This is a genomic window from Candidatus Methanoperedens sp. (assembly GCA_012026795.1).
Taxonomy (GTDB): Archaea; Halobacteriota; Methanosarcinia; order Methanosarcinales; family Methanoperedenaceae; genus Methanoperedens.
Genome location: VEPM01000029.1, coordinates 31,056 through 52,337, shown reverse-complemented (window position 1 = coordinate 52,337; position 21,282 = coordinate 31,056). Strand labels below are relative to the sequence as shown.

At 39.2% G+C, this 21,282-nt stretch carries 22 protein-coding genes and 1 tRNA gene; 12 read left to right on the top strand and 11 right to left on the bottom strand.

Going from position 1 to position 21,282, the window contains the following annotated elements; translation table 11 throughout:
- Window positions 1-1,834 precede the first annotated feature (1,834 nt).
- From FIB07_13905 to FIB07_13870, 8 genes are all read left to right on the top strand, one after another.
- Window positions 1,835-1,978, top strand: a complete 144-nt coding sequence (locus tag FIB07_13905) for a DUF2080 family transposase-associated protein (protein ID NJD53949.1) — start codon at window positions 1,835-1,837, stop codon at window positions 1,976-1,978.
- Window positions 1,979-1,982: 4 nt separating this feature from the next.
- Window positions 1,983-3,110, top strand: a complete 1,128-nt coding sequence (locus tag FIB07_13900; GenBank protein ID NJD53948.1) for a winged helix-turn-helix transcriptional regulator — start codon at window positions 1,983-1,985, stop codon at window positions 3,108-3,110.
- A gap of 1,083 nt (window positions 3,111-4,193) precedes the next feature.
- The gene (locus FIB07_13895) at window positions 4,194-4,391 is read left to right on the top strand and encodes a hypothetical protein (protein NJD53947.1); all 198 of its coding nucleotides are present in this window, start codon (window positions 4,194-4,196) and stop codon (window positions 4,389-4,391) included.
- A gap of 542 nt (window positions 4,392-4,933) precedes the next feature.
- Window positions 4,934-6,256 (top strand): hypothetical protein, encoded by a 1,323-nt coding sequence (locus FIB07_13890; GenBank protein NJD53946.1) that lies wholly within the window; start codon window positions 4,934-4,936, stop codon window positions 6,254-6,256.
- Between the two features lie 4 nt (window positions 6,257-6,260).
- Window positions 6,261-6,587 carry a hypothetical protein gene (locus tag FIB07_13885; protein ID NJD53945.1) on the top strand — a complete coding sequence of 109 codons (327 nt, stop codon included), beginning with the start codon at window positions 6,261-6,263 and terminating at the stop codon, window positions 6,585-6,587.
- A gap of 368 nt (window positions 6,588-6,955) precedes the next feature.
- Window positions 6,956-7,414: a hypothetical protein gene (locus FIB07_13880; GenBank protein NJD53944.1), complete on the top strand. Its 459-nt coding sequence runs from the start codon at window positions 6,956-6,958 to the stop codon at window positions 7,412-7,414.
- On the top strand, window positions 7,407-8,966 hold the full coding sequence (locus FIB07_13875; protein ID NJD53943.1) for a hypothetical protein: 1,560 nt from the start codon (window positions 7,407-7,409) through the stop codon (window positions 8,964-8,966). Before FIB07_13880 ends, FIB07_13875 begins: the two co-directional genes overlap by 8 nt.
- Before the next feature lie 18 nt (window positions 8,967-8,984).
- Window positions 8,985-9,338 (top strand): hypothetical protein, encoded by a 354-nt coding sequence (locus FIB07_13870; protein NJD53942.1) that lies wholly within the window; start codon window positions 8,985-8,987, stop codon window positions 9,336-9,338.
- Window positions 9,339-9,830: 492 nt separating this feature from the next.
- Here the strand turns inward: FIB07_13870 and FIB07_13865 are convergent, their stop codons facing one another.
- Window positions 9,831-10,760 (bottom strand): histone deacetylase, encoded by a 930-nt coding sequence (locus FIB07_13865; protein ID NJD53941.1) that lies wholly within the window; start codon window positions 10,758-10,760, stop codon window positions 9,831-9,833.
- Window positions 10,761-10,899: 139 nt separating this feature from the next.
- Window positions 10,900-11,298: a pyridoxamine 5'-phosphate oxidase gene (locus FIB07_13860; GenBank protein ID NJD53940.1), complete on the bottom strand. Its 399-nt coding sequence runs from the start codon at window positions 11,296-11,298 to the stop codon at window positions 10,900-10,902.
- Window positions 11,299-11,444: 146 nt separating this feature from the next.
- Here FIB07_13860 and FIB07_13855 point away from each other — a divergent pair, with 146 nt between their 5' ends.
- Window positions 11,445-12,734 (top strand): isopropylmalate synthase, encoded by a 1,290-nt coding sequence (locus tag FIB07_13855; GenBank protein NJD53939.1) that lies wholly within the window; start codon window positions 11,445-11,447, stop codon window positions 12,732-12,734.
- A 270-nt stretch (window positions 12,735-13,004) separates the two neighbouring features.
- Here the strand turns inward: FIB07_13855 and FIB07_13850 are convergent, their stop codons facing one another.
- The gene (locus FIB07_13850) at window positions 13,005-13,562 is read right to left on the bottom strand and encodes a CBS domain-containing protein (protein ID NJD53938.1); all 558 of its coding nucleotides are present in this window, start codon (window positions 13,560-13,562) and stop codon (window positions 13,005-13,007) included.
- A 166-nt stretch (window positions 13,563-13,728) separates the two neighbouring features.
- Here FIB07_13850 and FIB07_13845 point away from each other — a divergent pair, with 166 nt between their 5' ends.
- Window positions 13,729-14,151 carry a CBS domain-containing protein gene (locus tag FIB07_13845; protein ID NJD53937.1) on the top strand — a complete coding sequence of 141 codons (423 nt, stop codon included), beginning with the start codon at window positions 13,729-13,731 and terminating at the stop codon, window positions 14,149-14,151.
- A gap of 35 nt (window positions 14,152-14,186) precedes the next feature.
- On the opposite strand, the gene FIB07_13840 is transcribed toward FIB07_13845, so the two are convergent.
- Window positions 14,187-15,095, bottom strand: coding sequence for a hypothetical protein (locus FIB07_13840; GenBank protein NJD53936.1), 909 nt, complete (start codon window positions 15,093-15,095; stop codon window positions 14,187-14,189).
- A gap of 110 nt (window positions 15,096-15,205) precedes the next feature.
- Window positions 15,206-15,448, bottom strand: coding sequence for a hypothetical protein (locus FIB07_13835; protein ID NJD53935.1), 243 nt, complete (start codon window positions 15,446-15,448; stop codon window positions 15,206-15,208).
- A gap of 99 nt (window positions 15,449-15,547) precedes the next feature.
- Here FIB07_13835 and FIB07_13830 point away from each other — a divergent pair.
- Window positions 15,548-15,621: transfer RNA gene (locus FIB07_13830), tRNA-Val, on the top strand.
- 58 nt (window positions 15,622-15,679) lie between these two features.
- A complete protein-coding gene (locus tag FIB07_13825) occupies window positions 15,680-16,339 on the top strand; it encodes a class I SAM-dependent methyltransferase (protein ID NJD53934.1) in 660 nt (219 codons plus the stop codon).
- 57 nt (window positions 16,340-16,396) lie between these two features.
- Here the strand turns inward: FIB07_13825 and FIB07_13820 are convergent, their stop codons facing one another.
- The 6 genes from FIB07_13820 to FIB07_13795 all read right to left on the bottom strand — a co-directional run bounded on the left by FIB07_13820 (window position 16,397) and on the right by FIB07_13795 (window position 21,261).
- Window positions 16,397-16,609: a hypothetical protein gene (locus tag FIB07_13820; protein NJD53933.1), complete on the bottom strand. Its 213-nt coding sequence runs from the start codon at window positions 16,607-16,609 to the stop codon at window positions 16,397-16,399.
- 142 nt (window positions 16,610-16,751) lie between these two features.
- On the bottom strand, window positions 16,752-18,050 hold the full coding sequence (locus tag FIB07_13815) for a DUF1015 domain-containing protein (GenBank protein NJD53932.1): 1,299 nt from the start codon (window positions 18,048-18,050) through the stop codon (window positions 16,752-16,754).
- 114 nt (window positions 18,051-18,164) lie between these two features.
- A complete protein-coding gene (locus tag FIB07_13810) occupies window positions 18,165-18,944 on the bottom strand; it encodes a hypothetical protein (GenBank protein NJD53931.1) in 780 nt (259 codons plus the stop codon).
- Window positions 18,945-19,016: 72 nt separating this feature from the next.
- Window positions 19,017-19,625: a DUF2953 domain-containing protein gene (locus tag FIB07_13805; GenBank protein NJD53930.1), complete on the bottom strand. Its 609-nt coding sequence runs from the start codon at window positions 19,623-19,625 to the stop codon at window positions 19,017-19,019.
- A 34-nt stretch (window positions 19,626-19,659) separates the two neighbouring features.
- Window positions 19,660-20,055, bottom strand: coding sequence for a sporulation protein (locus tag FIB07_13800; GenBank protein NJD53929.1), 396 nt, complete (start codon window positions 20,053-20,055; stop codon window positions 19,660-19,662).
- A 195-nt stretch (window positions 20,056-20,250) separates the two neighbouring features.
- A complete protein-coding gene (locus FIB07_13795) occupies window positions 20,251-21,261 on the bottom strand; it encodes a hypothetical protein (protein ID NJD53928.1) in 1,011 nt (336 codons plus the stop codon).
- Between the last annotated feature and the right edge of the window lie 21 nt (window positions 21,262-21,282).

Here is a 21,282-nt window from a genome sequence, read left to right as displayed (position 1 = left end):
TGGAAGTTTTGGACAATAGCGATTTCCAATCACCTTTAGATGCAATTTATACAGTCAGTGCATTTTTTGAAAAAGAGCTTAATTCAACTTGAAGGCGTATTTAACGAATTTTAACAGAATTTTAATGGAATTTTAACATGATGAATTCTAACGCCCTTGTATAGTAGTAGTAGTATTTTAACATATATAATATAAGCATATAGCAAAAAAGTTAAAATTAAAAAATATCTCAATACATCCATTTTTCCAATTTTTGTGTGAAAGAAACATTTTTTAAAATATATTCTTATAAGTTTTCCTGTTAAATTGGTTAAAATGTTAAATTTCCTACACTTTGTATGAAACTAGTTGGAGAAATACTCGAAAAATGCCTGTTAAATATCCTCACTATATAAAGGGAGTAATTTGGCAGAACTTCTTTTTGAAGTCCCAATCCGTCCGTAATAGCACCTTTTAACCAGATTTCTACTAAAAACATGATCTTTAACTTCTTTTTCCATCCTCCCTATCTGATTCCCAGTCAGAATTCTGCTTATGACCTTTATTGCCGATAGTAATTATCCATTTTAAGGCCATTTTAGGCTTTGTAAAAGGTTGCTATTGAGTTTTTAGATCTAATGGCATAGTTTTACCTTAACAATATGGTTGCGTACCTTTTGTAGCCTAATGAAAACCATTGAGATAATCAATGATTTTAAATTAATGAAAAAATTGGACTTTTTGATCGATTCTGTAAAAACACTTTAGATTCATATCTGCGATGAACTCCATTTGAGTCAGTGCTTTTGAGGTGGGTAAACTTTCATATTTACCCTACAGACGGGCGGATTGTAAGATCAACTGTGTTATGTTTATGAGGATTGTTATGACTAAATATATTTTATGCAGTGTCTGTTTTATACTGGTTGATTCTGTTGGATGACCGATCAGAAAACCCAAGGAGGGATATATGAAGAGCAAAATGAAGAAAATCAACAAACCACCATAAATATAGCTAGTCGAATAAGTAACGAAAGTTAAGATTATAGATATAGTCAATGCTATTATCTGCCAAACTAACGTTACTTTCAAGGTGTCGGATGTCTTGAAACAGGCCGTATATAGATGTATGAAAACATAAACGAATAAGAAGAAGAGTACTATTCCGGCCAGAAGTCCGTATATTAGTATATTTACGCCGAAGGTGACTATGTTAGGGATGGAATTTGTGCTATAAGTAACGAGTGCGCCTATTGCGAAGCTCATGATGAAAATTAAGCCCACAAAAAAACCGTAAAGCTCTGAAATTTTATATCCCTTGAGGTCTTTCTTGAGTTGGGCATTGACTGGACTGAGAAGCTTTTTTAGCATAGGGATTATACCCGGATTTTCTTTATTGCTAGAGGACATAAATAGCATAAATGTGAGTCAGCTTATAAATAATTATCTGATGATGATAATGATGATTATATTGCCTTTCTGAACTGTTGAGAGTGTTATTTGTAAGAATAATATCGATACAATCTTTCTCAAGTGATGGCCTGAAAACTGCGACTTTGATGCGGTTACCCTAATCCAACAAATTACACCCCTCATATAACTCTTTGAATGTCAAAGAGATGCTCCTGAATATTTTTGAAAGGGAATTACCGGTTAGACTTTGAAAGTCGCCGAATGGTACCTTAGGCCGTGGAATTCCTACCTTTACCAAGCATTTCTCTTCTAAAACCACAAAGCATCGACCTCATTTGTAATGGTCTTTAAATACGAGTATGAACGTGTACGTTTTTGAGGACAAAATCATACGTATCTACCTATTCGTGGTTTGTCCTCTTTCCTCGACAAGGTGATAAATATGGAAAAAAAATTTCAATTAACTGAAAAAAATTATGTGGAAAAGAGAGTGGGACCGCATGCTTCGTCAAACGCGCATGTATACGTCCCTAGAGAATGGCTTGGAAAAAAAGTCATGGTGATATTGCTTCCCGAGGAGGATTAAACTTATGTGTTTTTTATGCCAAAATTCACGCACAGAAGAGGAATACCAAAACCGTCGGAAGGAGGCCATAGAAGCGAATTCGCATACCGCTAAAGCAAATTCAATTATAGATGAGCTAAAAACCTCTCTGAAAAATGAAAAGTTACAGTTCTCCAAAATAATCGATCAGAAAGATTGGGAACTTGAGGATCTTCATAAGGATAATCAGAAATTAAATGAAGAAAACTCCTTGCTAAGACAAAAATGCACACAGAGACCCAAGGAATACATAAATCACCATCTTGAAATTCAATGTCCTTACTGTGATCATATGGAAACGATAGAATCTACCGGAGAGGAAACCATAAGAGTATCTGATATTCTGTCCACTCATCTATCCGAAATGCATGTACCCCCTTCACTTATTGCTACTAAAGCCGTTCAACCTCGATGTGGTTCGTGTCTTATTAATTTCGAAAATATGGAGAGAGTAAGGAAGGATTTGAATGAGAAGAAAGCAGCTTTATCAGCAGCAGTCACCACTTATGAATGGATTTTCATGGGTGAGGATGAAAATGAAGTCGCATATGTCGGATGCATTGATGGAGAAACTACCATCGGACTAATCAAAGTTAAGCGAAATCATCTGATAGAAATTCCGGTCAGAGTGGAAAAAGGTCAATGCATTTTCACAGATGGAACCTCATATCCACTGGATTTAATCAAGACCCTCAAGAACAAAAAGCTGAGTCCTCACAAAACTGTAAGCAAAGAGGTAACCCATACCTTGTCACCCAGCGATTTGTTAAATGAGAAACCTCAAAATCTTCCCATTGTTGTAAGTACTATACCCCTATCTGTAGATTCGCCAACAGATAGTGATGGGTCAGAATCTGTAAGTGCTGATACCGACTCTGCAGATATCGAAGAAGTTGTTAGTCCTTCTACTGCCGTAGTGGATGTCTGTGAAGTGAAACTATCTCCTAATGAGAATAAGGTTTTGGCTTTTGTTAAAGACCATCCTGACCTTCATAAGAGTGAGATAGCCAGAACTCTAGAAATGGATCCAAGTAATCTTTCTAGATATATTAAGTCATTATGGGATAAGAAAGTTCTTAAAGTATCTGAAGAGGGTCAAGTCCATGTCATTTAAAATGTCCGGTTATCCAATCCAAAGTTTGCTTACCGAATTAACGGAAAAATGCTTACTATTTTTTTCTGTAGGTAGCTTACCGAAAGCGTTCTGGGAATTCGATAGAGAGATAGTTACGTGGTTGCCAGTTGATCGACTTTTTTTCAAGCTACAGAACTCCATACTTCAAGCCTACAGATCATCAAACCTACAGCCCAATAGAAATGATTACTATGTATACACATAGACGATTTACAGGCTTTAACAAGCTTAAACTCCAAATTCTATTCCTGTGTAAGGATACGTGGAAAACATCGTTGGAAGTTTCATCTGAGATTCCTGATTATCCAAAAGATCAAATCCAAAGCCGATTGTCTGGCCTAAATAGGAAATATGATAGACCATATTTGAGAGCGCGTAGACGAAAGGGCAAACTAATCCAATATAAATGTACGGTGAAAGGCAAGCGCGTATTGGGAAAGCTTCTAACGCTATTCCGAAATGGTGAAGAGCTCCACATTGTCTGGAAAACACAGGATCAGGGTAAGAGTATCCTAGAACAGATGAAAAGAGACCCGGTAAAGCCAAGAGTTGGTTAAAATGTGTTGGATATGTGGGCATGACCTTTCTCGAAACCAGCATAACTCTATGGTGGAGCTCGATAAGAGGACAATTAGGGCTCAGCATCAAGAGATACTGCATCTGAAACAGGTCATAGAGGATCAGATGAATGAGATGCAAATTATGAAGGAAAAGCATACTTTCGAGATCAGCGAACTAAAAGAAAGGATCGACGAACTAGAAATTGTGAATACCCGACTTATCCGAAGGAGCACTTCTTGATGAATGACGCTCAGGTATACCTTTGGATTTCAGTAGCATTCGGCATAATCCTGACGGTAATTCTATATTATCGTCGGCAACGAATGCATAAGGAAAGGTTCACTCAGTTTTTAAGAACTGGGGATACGGCTTTGCTTGAATAGTCGGCAAAGTGAAAATTTTTCCCGAATGTGGAAGGATTCCCGTATATTAAATTCACTAGCCACCGACGGGACGGCCTATATATACGGGAAAAAGCCAGTAGTATATAGGTGATTATATATGACACTGGTAATACGGGAAATCGGTAACAGCCGTTATGTTTATGATTATACCAAAGTGGCGGGAAAAACCAAAGCCACTTACTTAGGGAGGGTTGGAAATCCTCAAACGGATGAAAAAGTCAAAAACCTTGGGAAAAAGCGGGTCGAGGAAGTTCGACAGAAATATCAAAAAATCTCCGGGAAGGGAAAAATATGAACCGAAAAATCCCAATCATCTTAATCATATCCTTAATTATCATAAGTCTAGCTGGGGTTGCTACAGCTTCCCCCCTAGATGATATTCAGAATTGGGCAAATAAGATAAAAGCCCAAGTCCAAAACAATCTTCGTCCTCTAAGTATCAGTGGTGGATCCACGGGAATGACTGTAACTAGCATAAGCCCGAGTACAACCATTTCCAATGATAATGATTTAGCTTCAGCCAACTTTATCGTTAACACAGTTGCAGATGGTGGAGGTCAAAGTGTAGTTGGTACTACCCTCACAAGTCAGACCTTCAAGAGTTATATGTCTGGTTTGACCGTTCAGTATCCTCTCCATCTGGAAGTAGGACATATCAGCGAAACCTTGAGATATCCAATACAAAATCAAGGATCTCTGTATAAGTTTTCTATCACGCATTACGGCAGAACAGGATGGTTAAGTTCTACTCCCGCAGCTTGCCCTTCCGGAACAACCTGGTGTTTCCTATATTTACCCTCTCCTTTAGGTGCGAATGATGCCTATGCTGTGAATCTGGTGTCTGTTGGATCTTATGGTAGAATCGATAATCCAACCATAGATTGGAGCGGACAGGCTACGGTTTCGATCAATGGACAGGCCATCACCAAAACCATAGGAAGCAATTTGGGAGGCTCGGTTGATTTCAGTGATTATAATGGATGGGTGGCAAATGCAAAATGGACTGGAAGTTTGGTGACCGGTCAAGGATATCCAAGCCCTGCTAATTATATCGCAACGTTTCAACCAAATAATAACTTCTGGAGTATATCTACATTTAATTATTATGATTCATATACTCAGTCTCTAGCTACTGAAAAAGCAGCTTTGGGATCTGTCCAGAAATCACCTGCAGGAGGTGCATGCTATGAAAGTACTTGTTCTAACATTCAAACTATTATCAATCGACATAATGCGGTCGTGGACACTCTGGTGTCTCGCAATGATCAGATTGGATATGATGCGGCCACCGTTGTATCTGAGAAGACCTCAGGCACTGCTAGTTCTGGGAATGTAGTGATAACCTTAGCCGATCACAGAATAGGAATACCCCAAATCACATGGCTGGTAAAAGCGGCTAAACTCGGTGTGTTAATACCGGTAGGAAAACCCGAAATAACCAATATCGTGGTGAACCCGTTCGCCAGCGGAGATTCAAACGGGGTAGCAGTAGTTACCTTCCGAAATATTGGTAGTGCCACAGGGACATTCTCCGCAACATTTACCGACCCAACTGGAACTTTCTATCCGACATCTAACACACAGACCGCAAGGACCACAGTAGAAGCCGGTGGTTCTGGAATGATATCTGTACAGATAGGACATGGATCAGCATCATCAGCAATTTCCAAAACTGCTACAATGACCGTAGCAGATGTTAATAAGCCATCCAATATGGCCACAAGAGACTTCACTATATCGATGACAGTTCCAAAGGCTTGTACTCCTGGAGAACAAAGAGCTGACGGTCTCATTGTAAGTCAGTGTCGGACGGACGGAATGAGCTGGCAAGTGATCCTGGATTGTAATGGAAAAACTCTGGACTATCTATCGGGAAAATATTCCTGTAAGGATCTCGATAAATCAGGACTCCCAACGGTCACTCAGACCCCTCCAACTGCTCCATGCACCCAAAATTGCGAAGAAGTGATTGACTTGACCCCAGTTCTCTGGGGTGCTATTTTGGTCATTTTCGGATTCATGGCCTTCACAAAAGGATGGTATAAGAACGGGATGTTCTGGGTCGGGATAGTGATTCTGTATATTATAATCCAGACCTACCTGATTATACAGGGGGTCGGAAGCGCTATTGAAGGTGTTTTATCATGGAGACCTTGGTGAGATTATGACCTTGATAATCAGAGAAATAGGGAATAATAAGTATGTCTACGACTACCGAACAGTAGATGGTAAGACTGAGGCCATTTATTTAGGTAAAGTCGGTGAAGAGAAAACGGAACAAAGAGTCGCAGATTTGGGATCAGAGCGACGATTTCAAGTGAAGGAGAAGGATAAAAAGGCCTTAAACCTAATGGATCAGGGTCTTACGGGCTACCTTATTGATACGGGCCGAAAGACATTATCTCGGAAGAAAGAGGAACCGATAGATGAACCTCACGAATTCAAACCGCGATCAAGCTCGATGAATTTAGATCTGCCCCCAGAACCGTAAAGGTTTTGAGACTTTTTTATTGTATTTTAGTCCTGCATTAATTTTTTATCGTTGACCAAAGAGTCGTTCGGGTTTGGTAGTTCAGAAGCTACCTATGCATCTTGGAATCTAGCATTAATTGAATTCCAGGGCTCGACAATGTAAAGAATAAAAATAGTTAGAGGATTACAGATTTTATATATAAAAGATGAATATATATAGCGGAATGGCACATGTTACCTTATGCCAAGATTTTGCATGAATATATCAGAAACGTTAATGGGAGAATTAAATTCCCTAGTTGAGGAGGACATCTTTACGGATAAAGCCGAAGCGATTCGAGAAGGAATCCGCGATCTAATGTTAAAATATCAGAAGAAGGGAAATAAATGAAAAAAAATATTCAATCGGTTATGTATGGTTTTGCCATAATCATACTAATTGCATTATCTAGTCCCGCTACTGCTGGTGCGGCAGAATGCTTGTCTTGGAAATGGATACAAACAGGGTCTCATACTGAATGCAGCGGTTGGTTTTGTTGGACTGTTCCGGAATATTCGCTAGTATGTACAGAATATGCCCCTGAAATTACTCCTACACCCACACCAACTCCTACACCAACACCAACTCCTACATCAAGTATCACGGGGAAAGTAAGCAGCGGAGGGGCAATATTCAATTTTGGTTCCTCTGATGTCCATAGATACAAAATATTTCAATCGCAGCTTACAAACAATACTCTGGTACTCCGAGCGAATTATTATATGAGTGTTATAGCTAATAGTTATGGTTTCACGCCGAGAGAGTTTGAAAAGAAATATTACCTTGCGGAGGGAAAAAATGAATAAAATAATATTGATTTTTCTAGTATTATTAGCTACTGTGGAAATTTCTTCTGCATGGTCTGACCCTCACATGGTTTCAGGAATTAATACTACAGATACACGTCTAAATGATTCAAATCTTAATACTGTAATCTCAGCCCCCTGCAATGTATTTAATTACCAATATGTGAATTATTCAAATACTATCGATCAGAATAATATTCTAAATGTCACGGTATTTCAATACTATCAGGATGGCGGAAGTCAGTCTTATTTTTGGCTATATAACCATACATCATCCTCCTATGATCTGCAGAGTGCTAACGTTCCGACACCGGTAATTCTGGGGAGCGCTCTAACAAGCGATTACTTCCCACTCTCGGTAAAAGTATTAGGAATATCCTGGAGTGCAGGATGCAATTGGGTAGCTGCAGCGTCAGAAGTGGTAGTCTATATCAATACTCTTCCAACAATACCAACTCTTTTGACCCCGATAAATAATAGTCTGTATAACACTACATCTACTATTAATTTAGCATGGTCTTCTACTGATAATGAAAGCGATGTATTAACATATGATCTGGAAATAAACGGAAGTCTCTATCTGACAAATATTTCATATAATAATACCAACGTCATACTACCAGAAGGGACGTATAATTGGACAGTAAGATCGTATGACGGATATAATTATTCAGAATACACAAATTTATCTTATTTTACCATTGATCTTATCCCCGATATCATAACAGACCCAGACTGTACTTCTCATGGGGCAACTTGGGCGACATGTACCTGGACGGATGCAACCTCACTGAGTTTCGATCATATATATTTGACAAATTACACTGGGTCTAATAGTTCCTGGGACTCCAATGTGTCTGCGGGAGTGGAAACAAAAACATTCTTCGGACTTTCAAAAGGTAATTATAACTTTTCAGCACAAACGGTATCTACTCTAGAAACTATGAGCAGTAATATCACCTGGCTGAACTTTACAGTGAACGACTATAACTTCACATTCAGCAATAAATCGATCTCTTCTACCTCAATTGTTGCTAATACTGGAGCAACAACAATTTCAGTCAAAATCAACGATAGTGATGGCAATATAACTTCAGCAAATGTGATAATCTCTTATATGGCAATACCCTTCACTTATGCAATGACCAATGGGTCTGATGACTTTTGGTTCTTCGCATTTGGATCGGCGAACCAGGGAGCATATCAGATCACTGAATTTAACGCCGTGGATGACAGTGGAGATACCAATAGCACTACCTGGAATCAAACATTTTTTGTGATCGCACAGTCCACCGGTGGAAGTTCTGGAGGTGGAGGTGGAGCACCCACTCCTACAGTGAACAAGACATCGCTTCCTCCTCTTCCAGCTGGGAGTAACATTAATCTCCTAAATATGGGAAAGGATAAAACTGGACGAGAGATCCTCCAGTGGATGTTCATTATTGGGTTTGCTATATTTATTTGGAGTATCCGTGAAGGAACCAGTGATAGTGGAATCTTTGTTGGGTTTGCTTTGATGTTCCTGAGTTCGTGGGGATTGGGGTGGTTATGATAACAGGAGGAAACTAAAATGGCTACCCTAATCAATCAACTTATCCTTTTTGGCCTCATATTTGGCCTGGGCGATGTACTGACAACATATTATTTCCTAAAACGAGGGAGTAAAGAGGGAAACCCAATCGTTAGATGGATACTGAAGAAGTTTGGATTTTCTGGGCTTATCGTCGCTAAAACCATAGGTATTCTGATGACATTCTTGTACGTCGATAACATTGTACTAATCAGACTTGCGATGATTTTCGGCATCGGAGTTTGTGTTTACAATTTATTCCCGGACAAGATGAGCAGAAAACAGGAAATATTATTTTTAGTCAGCTATGGGGCGATAGGCCTACCCTTCATGAAATTCACCTTAAACTGGTGAATTCTATTTTTTAAGATAAGTCCCGTTCATTCAAGTGCAAAGGTTTACAAAGGCGTTAACATAGAGAATTTTAAGGATATAATTGGCATGATCATTCTATTAGACCAGCATTTTCAAATGATAATAGGACTTCAAGCCACAATTTTCTAGTAGTGTAATTTAATAGTGTTGCTAAGGCGTTAAAACCTTGCAAACGGCTCTGTAAAGCTCTGATATTGAGTCAGATGTTTCGATGACATAGAAACATGAGCTAGATTTTCTACTAGGCATATTAGAGCTAATTTCCGGGCAATCAGTTCAAAATGGTAAATACAAATGATTAATATATTAATGAAAATTGAAAGTTTCGTTTATAAACCCAGGGGTGCCGTGGAGCTAGATCACAAGGAGAAATACTTAAAAATCGATGGAAAATGGCTGGTGCCAAGATAATAAAAAGCTGGTTTTAAGAGTTTTACGTATTAATGTATCGATGACTTGATCCATTGATTTCTAAAGATCCCGGAATTTTCGCTGAATTTTCTTTACTTCATCTAATCGGGCCCTTACCTGGGGAGTTACCTCATACTGTTTTCTTTGCGTTTCTTTTCCCATGAATACATCCAGAACTGCCGCAACACAATGCGCAAGAAGATCAAGATTGTAACCTCCTTCAAGTACCGCAGCTACTTTTCCACCGCAGTTCTCCCTGGCAATCGATCTTACAACAGATGCCAGAACAGAAAAACCTTCCACGCTCATTCGCATCTGGGCAAGCCCATCCTTATTGCATGCATCAAAACCCGCTGAAATCAACACGATGTCAGGATGGAATTCACGAGCTGCCGGGACAAGTATCTCCTCAAATGCAGCGATGAAACCTGAATCATCTGTTCCTGCAGGTAGAGGCACATTAATGTTATATCCCTCCCCATCGCCAGTACCTGTTTCATCGAGCCATCCGGTACCAGGATAATGCGGATACTGGTGGGTTGAAAAATACAATACCGACGGATCATCGTAAAACGCATCCTGTGTCCCGTTCCCGTGATGCACATCCCAGTCCACGATCAGCACACGCTTTTTACCCCTTTTCCGGGCATGGCGAGCCGCAATGGCGACATTGTTGAATATGCAAAATCCCATTCCCCTGTTTGGGGTTGCGTGATGCCCTGGCGGTCTTACAAGAGCGAATGAAGAATCAAGTGCATCGATAACAGAATCAACAGCTGTTATGGCCCCTCCCGCTGCAAGAAGTGCTACTTCATATGAATCCCCGGATAAAACAGTATCAGGGTCAAGAGGCATCCCAAGTTCGGAATATCTCCTGGCTTTTTCGATATAATCTTTAGGATGTATATACTCGATTTCTTCAACTCGCGCACGCCCTGGCTCGACCAGTTCCAGCTTCTCCAGCATACCTGTTTCTTTCAGGTGGGCCATTACTGAAAGCAATCGCTCTTTTCTCTCAGGATGTAGTCCTGTATCATGTTTCAGGTAATCGGGATGGTAAATAATGCCCGTTCTGGTCTTAATGTTTGACAATGGAGTAAGAAGAAAATAGAAAAAACCTGTTTAGTGTTTAAGCAAGTTTTTTCCCTGCATTCGGACCATATGTTGCGTCGTATATCTCTTTCACATGGAATATGAGTGCGGACTTGCCTGGTAATTTCTTCGAATCTGCCATTTCTCTGGCGCTTGCAAACCTTTCCCCTTTATTCTCTATATCCACAGTTCCTTTTATCTGGTAGGATTTCTTGGCGTCGCCATCATAAGCAACGATCGCCATATTGGGATTTGCTTCAATGTTTTTTCGTGTCTTGTTGAAGAAATTATCCACAAATAATATTGTTTCATCATCAAGTATCTTCCACATTGTAACAAATACTACGTTGGGTTTCCCACTCTTATCTGCTGTCGCTATAGGCAACGGTTTTTGCTTTGCGACAATATCCTTTATATCTGAAGGCATTTTCACCATAAATTATCACCGTTATTCGTTTAGTTTGCATTTATTATAAAGTTTTTGATTAAATTTGATTTAATTTCGTTCAATTTTGATTCCCCTGTCATTTGAAAGATGAAAAACCACAAGTAATATAAATCCTGATAACAATCAGTCAGCCCATGAAAATATACAGATCATACGAGGATTTACCAAAAATCAAGCTGCCCATGGGACAGGATATCTTTATAAGCGACAGTACGATCCGGGACGGCTCGCAAATGCCAGGAATTGTGATGAAAAAACGGCATAAGACCGAAATATATGAATATCTTCATAAGATCGGGATCGAGAAACTTGAAACTTTTGTCTTTAACGACCGGGACAGGGAAGCTGCCAGGGAAATGCTTAACAGGGGATATGAATTCCCTGAAGTGACAGGATGGGCAAGGGCAAATCCCAAGGACATCGATTTTGTCCTGAGCATGGACGGAATCAAGGAAACAGGTATATTGATGTCTGTTTCGGATTCACATGTCATTGACAAAATGGGTCTTAAGAGCAGGGAAGAAGCCGAACAGAAATATACCGATGCATTACAGTATGCAGTTGACCATGGCCTCAAAACAAGAGCGCATATAGAGGACATGACACGCGCTGATAACGAAGGTTTCGTATTCCCTCTTATCCGGAAACTTCTTGAGATCGATCCTGATTGCATCATCCGGCTTTGCGATACTGTTGGCTTCGGAATACCATTTCCAGGGGTGGATGAGCCATACGGTATTCCTCACATTACACAGCGGCTTTTGGAGATCGGAACAAAAAATATCGAAACCCACATCCACGATGATTTTGGTATGTCGGTAGCGTGTTCCATTGCAGGATACTGGTACGGTGCAAACTGGTCAAGCCTTACTTTCCTCGGGATAGGAGAGCGTGCAGGGAATGCAGAGCTTGAAAAGATAGCTCTTTTCCTGATAGAGAGAGTAGAGGGATTTGAGAAATATGACTTAAAATCCATCACTGAATTTGCGCGATTCATGGAAAGTGAGATAGGAATACGAGTCCCGCGCAACAAATCGGTTGTAGGGAAGAATATTTTTGCGCACGAAAGCGGGATTCATGCTGCGGGGATCATCAAGAACCCGTTTACGTATGAACCTTATCCTCCAGAGGTCGTTGGCGGGAAGAGGGAATTGATGATAGGTGATTCTTCAGGGCTTGAAGTAATTCGTTTCAAGGTTGAAGAGGCGCTTAATGAATTGATGCACGTTGAGATCAGGATCGAAAAGAATGATACGCGTGTAAAGGCTATCCAGGCTGATATCCAGAAATTGTATAATGAAGAGAAACGCATATCAGCTATCTCCGACGAAGAACTGAAGAAATTTGTCGAGAAGTATTTTATGCTTGAATCGATTATTGATGAACATAACCTGAACGAAAAAATGTATAATCGGAAAAAATAATTTTGCTGTAACCTGACACTAACTCAGGGATATCACCCATTGGCTATTGCCGTTGTCCGTCCCCGTTACCCTCGTGTCAGGTAATATCGCGTGTACCGCATTGGGGTTGTCTGTACGGTCATCGATTTGGCGTTGCCGTTCTCCCGCAAGGACCTATCAACACGATTTTCCAGATTTCGTAGGTCTGGAAACTTATAATTGGTTTCTAAGTATATAGGCTTATTGTCCCGCAAATTGATTTTGCGCTATGCTCTGAAATAGTTTGAGTTTTTACACCCTTAGCATCTTCATAATGTCGTGTTTGGTGACAACACCTATAACCTTACCCATTTCTAACACCAGGACCGCGGGATTCTTTTCAAGTATCCTTGAAACCGTATTGGCATCTGTTGTCGGGGAAATCGTAGGAAAAGAGTCACCCATGATGTCTATGACGAAAAGATGTGACACTTTCCTGAGGTCATGATCTGTCATTGAGCGGACTATCTGATCAGATGATATACTCCCGACAGGAACGCCATTGTCGATAACAGGCATCTGTGAATACCCATGTTCTTCCATGATCCTGGCAGCCTCCTCAACTGAACGATCTGAACTTGTATGAATAACAGAAGGATGCATAATTTTCCTGACGTCGATCTTTTCTTTACGTGCCTCATCAAAAACATTGAATATTTTACGAAGCGTTGAAAGCCTGGGATCAACATCTCCCGATTCTATGCGGGCAATAAGAGGCTGGCTTACACCCGCACGTGAAGCGAGTACATGCTGGGTCAGATTTAGTTCAAGCCTCAATTTCTTTATATCATCCGGAGCTGGAAGAAACATTAATCACTATGGGTAATCCTGAAGAATTACACATTATTTTTGACACCTCATTTTAGTTTTTAGTAAATATTACTGCTGCTCATATTTATAAATCTATTGTATAATTCCTGATCCCCGAAATCTATATATCACAATCAATCCATTTTTCTTAATAAGGAGTGATTTTATGAAAGTTAGTGAAAAAATGACTAAAAATCCTGTCACAGTAGATTCTTCAGCTACTGCTAAGGAAGCTGCTGATAAGATGAAAGAAGAGAATATAGGAACAGTACTTGTTACAGACAAAGGTCGTTTAACAGGTATAGTGGTTGACAGGCAAATCATTACGAAGGTAATAGCAGCGGGGAAAGACCCGGCTAAAGTCAAGGTAAGTGAATTCATGACTGAGAGCCCTGTTACAGCCAATCCTGATATGGAAATAGAAGAGGCTTCAAAAATTATTGGAGATATGGGTTACAGGAGAGTTCCGGTTGTGGAAAATGAGAAACTTATTGGAATAATATCTGTTGCCGATATTGTAGAACATGCCAGGACATGCAATACATGTATGACAAATATACTCAGTGAGGCTGCCAAAGCAGAAAGATAAATTTTGCAATTTTGAATCAGGCTCTAATTTCATCTCTAATTACTTTTAATTATGTCATTAGGATGAACGAGAAGATCATCGAAATAGAGCTTCCTGTTTGTTCTGGACATATAGAGCCGAACCCACCAGATAGTTGTAAGTGGCGAGATAATTGCTAATGAAATTAAAAAGCTGATATACGGCCATATTGTTGAGATTATCGGGATTTGTCCAATTATCTGGTCAATTATAATAAAAACCAGGGCTATAACAAAAATAAATATGAATAATAGAATTACTTCAACCGTATTCTTTTTAAAAAAAGATAAACTGGCCGTCAGGCTTTCTAGTGGCCCCAGATTATCCGCGACGAGTGCAAATCTGAAAACAGCCAGCACGATGCTCAGGATAATTAAATAGGCTGCCCATAATAAAAATCCGCCTGCAAGTAAAGCAAAAGCTCCGATATTTTCTGAAGTTGGCATTTTAGAACTATCAATATTCATTGCTCCAGGCACGATGAAAATTATACCGACAAGTGAAAGTAAACTGAAAAGTATTTCTGCAAGGAACATGTTTATAACATTCTTTTTTCCTGCATCCCTCATTATGGACAAGTTGGATTTTCCCGATTCAGTAGCCTGTATTGCCATACCGATAGCTCCTGAAATGAAATATGCCTGGATGAAGAAAAGAATCAGGACAATTATCATAACTATTATAGCGATTTCCACTATATGCTGTCCAATGAGTGGAAGCAGAATGGAAACAAATTCCTCAGGACTTTTGGCATTCTGAATGTTTGATAAAGATGATCCGAAAATACCTGCAAATCCGAAACCGGCCAAAAGTACCACCAGCAGGAAAGAAATAAAAAAATTGAGAATAAAAGGTATGCAAATATTAAAATTTTTTGTGTATGTTTCAAAGCCGTTACTGATGATTTTTCCTGTATCTTCCACCATATTCATTTATCCTTTTCAGTTTACCAAACTTCTCAGTTAAATATTTCTGACAAAAATTAAATGCAATCCAAACAAAATGACGTTCCCGGTTATGGCCGGGAATTTTAATATTACTTTGATTCCTCTTTCTTTTCTTCCTTATCCATTTCTTTATCCATCTTGTAATCATCATAACCCATCCATGCGATGATTAAACCCACAAAGAGAAGGACAAGGCCAATAGTGGCTTTCAATAGATCTATAAGTTTATCCAGATAGCCGAGGTATCCTGCTATTCCTGTATACCATAAAATACCAATAATCAAAATTACTATACCAATTAACATCTTAATTATATTATTTACCAGAGACATAATTTCACCCAGTTTAGATTGTTTTATCCCATATTAAAGTTTTTTTATGAACTATAACTAAAAAACTATATACCCCAACCAACATCTAAGCATCATGCTGGGCTCGTGGTCTAGTCGGCTATGATATCGCCTTTACACGGCGGGGATCCGGAGTTCGAATCTCCGCGGGCCCATATTATTTTAATATGCAAGTAATGAAACGATTATATTCTCTAAAAAAGATAATTCTTTATGATCTCACCGGAAAAATGTACTCTTTGTAATAATTCCACTTTTTATCTCATAACATTTAAAAATGATTACAAAAAACCTGGTAAACGAATTTATTTCCACTGCAATGAATGTGACCTGATCTTTGTACCTGAACAATTCCATCTTTCGCCCACAGATGAAGAAAAGCGATATTCGCTTCACAATAATATACTTTCAAATGAAGGTTATGTGAACATGTTCCGGGAAAAAATAAAACTTATACAGCAATATTGCCCGGGCATAAGCTCAGTACTTGATTATGGGTGTGGTGATGAACCTGTCCTGGTTGAGTTACTGAAACAAGAGGCATATGATTGTGATGGCTACGACCTTTATTTCCATCCTGATTTTCCAGTAAGATCATATGACCTCGTCATTTCTACAGAGGTTTTCGAGCATTTCAGGGATATCAGGAATGAGTTGACAAAAATACATTCACTTCTAAAACAGGGAGGATTTCTTGCTGTTATGACATTACTTCATGGCCATGTAGAGGATTTTGAAAATTGGTGGTATCATAGTGATCCAACACACATTTGTTTTTTCAGCATGAAAACGTTTGATTGGATCTCAAAGCAATTTGGATTTGAGATAATTTATTCGAATCAAAAAAATTTTATAATATTAAAGCTAAAATAAATTTAATGTTAATAGCTCTGCTGATTCTATAGATTTAAATCGGATAAGATGGGTATGTTATTGCTTCCCTCCCCATCTGCCCAGCATTATTATTGCAATAACACATATAACTGTTACAACTACAGCCGTGATAACAAAAAGTCCCCATTGGCTCCAGGTTCCGCCTGTAGTAGTTAAAGGGATTCCACCTGTAGCGAATGCTGAGAGTACAACCTGAGTCCAGACCATACCAATAACTATTCCAAATGCTGTTCCCAAAGACGTTGCCATAGTCTTCTTTATTTCACTTTGACTCAACTCAACCATATTCCATACCTCAATTAGTAGTTGCATATATTTCTATATAAAGTGATTGTTTTCTTCCTCCATAAACCGCTTTAGTCTGTATTTTTCAAATAATGAACAAAAATAATTAGCTTTTTATTTTTCTCATAACGATCCCTTCCGCCACCTTGGGAAGGAAAAGTGTTGACTTCTGTGGAAAATTCTTCCCTTCTATAAACGCTTTTCTCTCAACGTCTTTGATTGAGAACGGATTCAAAAGAAAAGCAACTTTATATTCCTTTGAGTCCACTCTCTTTATGGCTTGCGCAGGACTTGCGTTAAAAGACACATCATCTACGGGTTTTCCCTGTATGACAGGATTGATCAGCCATTCATGAAGAACTATAAGATCCAGGCCAACAATTTCTTTTTTTTCTCTTGAAAGATCATGAACAGCTTTCTCATCAGCCCTGAGGATGCTGAATCTCTTTCCATCGTACATGCCGAGCTTAACATCAAATTCACTTCTGCGTTTCCTGAGCCATGAATAGAACTCCTCATCGTTGGTATCGCTTTCCCAGTCTGTTGAAAAATTCTCCCTTATTTTTTGTGCAAGTTCCTGTTCATTGAAATTGCGTATTGCCCGGTGCCATGGTAAAAGTAAAAGAGCCTTATCCTCTCCTTCCATCAGCATCATCATCGTATATTCAATACTATCCCTTTCTTTCAGGAGATTTGAAGCTGTATACCTGTGATGCCCGTCAAGTATGAGAAGCCTCAGATCTTTTGTCAATTTCCTGATCTTCCGGATGAATTTTTCATCGGTTATCTCCCATAAAAAATGACGGCTGCCGTCCAGGATGACATCAACAACGGGAGGCTTATCCGGATCAGGCACAAAGTCCGGGCGCTTAAAACCCAGGTATTCCTCGAAAAGGTTATTCAAATCATGACCTGGCATGCTGTATTCAGCAGCAATAGGTGAAAAGTTCATCATACTTTCTTTCATCAACCTGTAGCGTTCATTTGAATTTACTTCAAAAATATTTTCATGCCCCACGATATTTCCCTTTCCGAGTTCTTCAACTTTAACAAGCGATACAAGACCGAAAACAAAATACAGGCTTTTTCTGTCTTTTTCAGGAAGAAGAGCCAGTATTTCAGGGGTGAGAGAATACATAATCCCGTAAATATAAAGAGCAGGTTTTTCTCTTTCTACGAGTACTTTTGAACTGATAAAACGGTCGAGTTCTTTCGCTGCATATTCAATAAATTCATCCCTGTCCATATCCTTCCTTCGGGTTGTAACATGGATTATGTTATTTGCCTCACGTGCGAATTTCTGGTAATTTGCGGCGTCTATGGTATCATAAACAGGACAAATAAGTTTATCTACCTGCATCCGGGGATTAAGTATTGTTGCTTTAAAAGGTCGAATTTGTACCATTAGTGAGCATCCTTAAAGGTCTTCTTTTTTTCGGTTCTCAAAGGTCAATATAGAACATGAATGTTTCGAGACCATACAAGACTATACAATGCCATTTGCAATAAAGTCCGGTTTTTAAGGTCTCACAGTTGCAACGATCTTACCCTGCCTGAAAATCCTTATTGTACCGCCGCTTTGTGAAATAACCACTCCGATTGAATCAGTCCTCTGGGTTATGGCTGCTACTGAAGAGTGGCGCGTGCCAAGACCTTTTTGCAATTTTACCATTCCTGTATCCAGGGTAATGTAGCGCCCGGCAGCTTCAACAACCCCATCTCCCGTTACCACAAAGGCCCCATCCAATTGTGCAAATTCTTTGATATTATCACGTATATCCGGGTCTGTTATCAATTTATCTTCTCTTTTGTATCCCTGGAAAGGGTTCATTATAAGCTGCCGGGATTTTGCCATGACGTTTTCCGAATCTCCCAGCAGGAAAGCTGTACCAATGGAACGGCCTTCCCGTCCTTCTGTACTTATTTCAAGTGCAATTCTGATTACCGCTTCAAAGACCTTCTCATTTACACCTGTTCCTTTTAACAACTCTGTTATATCATTTTGTGAGCTTTCATCTACCCGGGGTTTTTTGACTTCAATGGTACCCAGCTTACTTTGAAGCAAAGCCAGGCGGCTCTGATAATAACCTATAAGGCTCCTGATAATACTTATTTCACTGAAATCATCGGTAATTTCAGCTGCATTCTTGAATCTTGCAATTGCCCTGATATATAATTCCCTGGCCAGCTCAAGATCTCCTCTATCCTGTGCGTTTTCAGCCCTTTTTACAATATTTCGTCCATCATCAAGAAGAACGTTCTTGCCCAATTTAGATCCCTTCAGTATCCTTTTGATAATTTCAAGATGATAAGCGTTCTAATAATATAAGGCTAAAGGTTAAAATAAAGGAATTTATTATTTATTATGAAATCAATTCCTGATAATCCGCAAACCTGATTTCAAAACCTGCCAGTTAGCTATAAACTTTGTCAGATGTTGTAATATTTGAATTGGTTTAATATCGGCTTCAGCTTTCATATCCCATTCTAAGACCTGCCTTGTGAAATCAGAATTCCAGTTGATTGTATGTGCCGCCCGTAACGAAAAGAGTATAGAATGCAGGAACCCGGTTATAATCCCAGTATAGGCAGGATCTTCCAACCCAAATATGATATTGGCATCAAGATATTTTATTCTGAGGGAATAAAATAAATTTTTTAAAAGCCGTAATATCGGTCTTAAAAGATAAAAAATATCCTCTAAATGCGGCCTTGATTTCTTTACCTTCTTAGATTTTCCTATTTCTTTAAGCCCTGGAAGTTTCTCTTTATGTGTCAACCCAGATACCCGTCTCCCCAGAACAAGGACTTCTGTTGTCTTATCTTTTAATGTATATCTTAATAGGAACACTATCCAGCCCAGGCTCAAAAACCCATCTATTTTTCCTTCTGCCCTTGCTGAATTAATACTGATAGTCACCGGGGATAGCAGCATCGCCACTGCAATAACAGAAAGAACAATTATTATTGCATTGATCATCAAAAACTTGTTAAGTTATGATTTCCTGTAATTCTTAATCGCTGCACTCTTCCTTATTGCACTCTTCTTTCATTGGTTTATATTTTTCCATTATCTGCGGGATTATTTCAGATACTCGTTCGATAACACCTTTCTCTTTAATAGCGAACAATTGTACGTCTTCCTTTGATACTACAAGAAAAGCAATCGGCTGGATGCTGGCTCCCGCGCCTCCTCCGCTTCCTGAGCCCTGGTCGCCTGATTTTCCTTTTCCTTCGCCAACACCGCTCCCGAATCCGAAACTTACCCTGGTAACCGGGATTATTGTGCGCCCTTCCACAATTATATGCTCACCGATGACGGTCTTTGTGGAAATCATATTTGCGATTTTTTCAGTCAGGACTTTAAGTGTTTCATCTAAATTCATCTGATTCACTCTCCAATTATTCATTTTCTTTGCTTCTACTTAAAGCTATTTACAAAATTCTTCTTGCAATCGGAAGTTTCCTTATGTAGCTGCTCAGTAAGAAACAAAGACTTACCGCAAGAGGTGCGACTAATACAAACTTAAGAAGGGGACTTATCATTATACCCCGGAGGCTGAGTGCAAGCAAGACAATGATAGGAGAATGAAAAATATATACAGTTATACACTTGCAGACATCGATTTTAGTAATCTGCCCTGATAGTTGTATTTCTTGCGAAATAACACTGTTAATGCTATGATAATAGCTACACCGAGGAATTGTTCCCACAATGCGTATGTAAAAGCCTGCCAATAGAGTCCTCCTGCAAGCAGGGCTGGATCTCCGGCATACATAAACAAGAAAAGTAAAACAGGAAAGAGCATCAGGAGAGCTATAGCAATCCATGACCACAATTTACCAGTCTTTTCAGATATTTGCAAAAACCAGTTTCCTCTGCAGGCAATCAAGCCGATGATGAACATTGCGATATATTGAGGAAAGAAAGGAATCTGCAAATGAAGAAGCTCAAAATACCACCCTATTGGAAACCATATCCTGACAATGAATGTAACTACCCCCAGAATAAAAGCAAAAATTGCTATGGTAGTATTTCCCGGAATTTTGCTCTCTCTATCTGTCCTTTTTGTCAGCCAGCGCCAGATGCTATAAAAAATGGCAAATATCAATAATGTTTCAACAAACCATAAAGGTCCGGTGGCAAGACCTTTATAATTACCGATATATAAATCAAGAAATTCCAAAAAAGAACCGGTAAAGCCTTTAGATAACGCCAGCACGTATACTATAAGTGGATCGATGAAAATGATATAGAATAGCAGGGGTATGCCCAGCCTCAGCAGCCTGTCCTTAAAAAAATGCCAGGCTCCCTTTCTATCATAAGAACCTGGAGTAAAATAGCCTGCAATCAGGAAAAAGAAGCCCATGAAAAAGGACTGGCTTACAGCAAGAAGAAATACATAGAAGATACTTTCAATCATTCCTGCTTTGAATTCCTGATAATACCAATCACCCACAGGAGCTCCATATGTTATTGCCAGGTGAACCAGAATCACAAGAATTATAAGAGGAATCCGGAGATTTTCGATGAACAACAAACGATCTTTTGACATTTTTACCTCACTTTGAGTGTATAGCCGACCTTTAATCAAGTGAAGCAATAGACTTCCCATCGTAAGCCTAATATCACATAC

What these genes read in the sequence shown, in the direction of transcription:
- FIB07_13880 (NJD53944.1), top strand. Translation starts at nt 6,956, where the DNA reads ATGAAAAAAAATATTCAATCGGTTATGTATGGTTTTGCCATAATCATA.
- FIB07_13815 (NJD53932.1), bottom strand. Translation starts at nt 18,050, where the DNA reads ATGGTACAAATTCGACCTTTTAAAGCAACAATACTTAATCCCCGGATG.
- FIB07_13885 (NJD53945.1), top strand. Translation starts at nt 6,261, where the DNA reads ATGACCTTGATAATCAGAGAAATAGGGAATAATAAGTATGTCTACGAC.
- FIB07_13860 (NJD53940.1), bottom strand. Translation starts at nt 11,298, where the DNA reads ATGGTGAAAATGCCTTCAGATATAAAGGATATTGTCGCAAAGCAAAAA.
- FIB07_13865 (NJD53941.1), bottom strand. Translation starts at nt 10,760, where the DNA reads ATGGCCCACCTGAAAGAAACAGGTATGCTGGAGAAGCTGGAACTGGTC.
- FIB07_13820 (NJD53933.1), bottom strand. Translation starts at nt 16,609, where the DNA reads ATGGCAACGTCTTTGGGAACAGCATTTGGAATAGTTATTGGTATGGTC.
- FIB07_13855 (NJD53939.1), top strand. Translation starts at nt 11,445, where the DNA reads ATGAAAATATACAGATCATACGAGGATTTACCAAAAATCAAGCTGCCC.
- FIB07_13905 (NJD53949.1), top strand. Translation starts at nt 1,835, where the DNA reads ATGGAAAAAAAATTTCAATTAACTGAAAAAAATTATGTGGAAAAGAGA.
- FIB07_13900 (NJD53948.1), top strand. Translation starts at nt 1,983, where the DNA reads ATGTGTTTTTTATGCCAAAATTCACGCACAGAAGAGGAATACCAAAAC.
- FIB07_13800 (NJD53929.1), bottom strand. Translation starts at nt 20,055, where the DNA reads ATGAATAATTGGAGAGTGAATCAGATGAATTTAGATGAAACACTTAAA.
- FIB07_13850 (NJD53938.1), bottom strand. Translation starts at nt 13,562, where the DNA reads ATGTTTCTTCCAGCTCCGGATGATATAAAGAAATTGAGGCTTGAACTA.
- FIB07_13875 (NJD53943.1), top strand. Translation starts at nt 7,407, where the DNA reads ATGAATAAAATAATATTGATTTTTCTAGTATTATTAGCTACTGTGGAA.
- FIB07_13835 (NJD53935.1), bottom strand. Translation starts at nt 15,448, where the DNA reads ATGTCTCTGGTAAATAATATAATTAAGATGTTAATTGGTATAGTAATT.
- FIB07_13870 (NJD53942.1), top strand. Translation starts at nt 8,985, where the DNA reads ATGGCTACCCTAATCAATCAACTTATCCTTTTTGGCCTCATATTTGGC.
- FIB07_13805 (NJD53930.1), bottom strand. Translation starts at nt 19,625, where the DNA reads ATGATCAATGCAATAATAATTGTTCTTTCTGTTATTGCAGTGGCGATG.
- FIB07_13895 (NJD53947.1), top strand. Translation starts at nt 4,194, where the DNA reads ATGACACTGGTAATACGGGAAATCGGTAACAGCCGTTATGTTTATGAT.
- FIB07_13795 (NJD53928.1), bottom strand. Translation starts at nt 21,261, where the DNA reads ATGGGAAGTCTATTGCTTCACTTGATTAAAGGTCGGCTATACACTCAA.
- FIB07_13840 (NJD53936.1), bottom strand. Translation starts at nt 15,095, where the DNA reads ATGGTGGAAGATACAGGAAAAATCATCAGTAACGGCTTTGAAACATAC.
- FIB07_13845 (NJD53937.1), top strand. Translation starts at nt 13,729, where the DNA reads ATGAAAGTTAGTGAAAAAATGACTAAAAATCCTGTCACAGTAGATTCT.
- FIB07_13825 (NJD53934.1), top strand. Translation starts at nt 15,680, where the DNA reads ATGATCTCACCGGAAAAATGTACTCTTTGTAATAATTCCACTTTTTAT.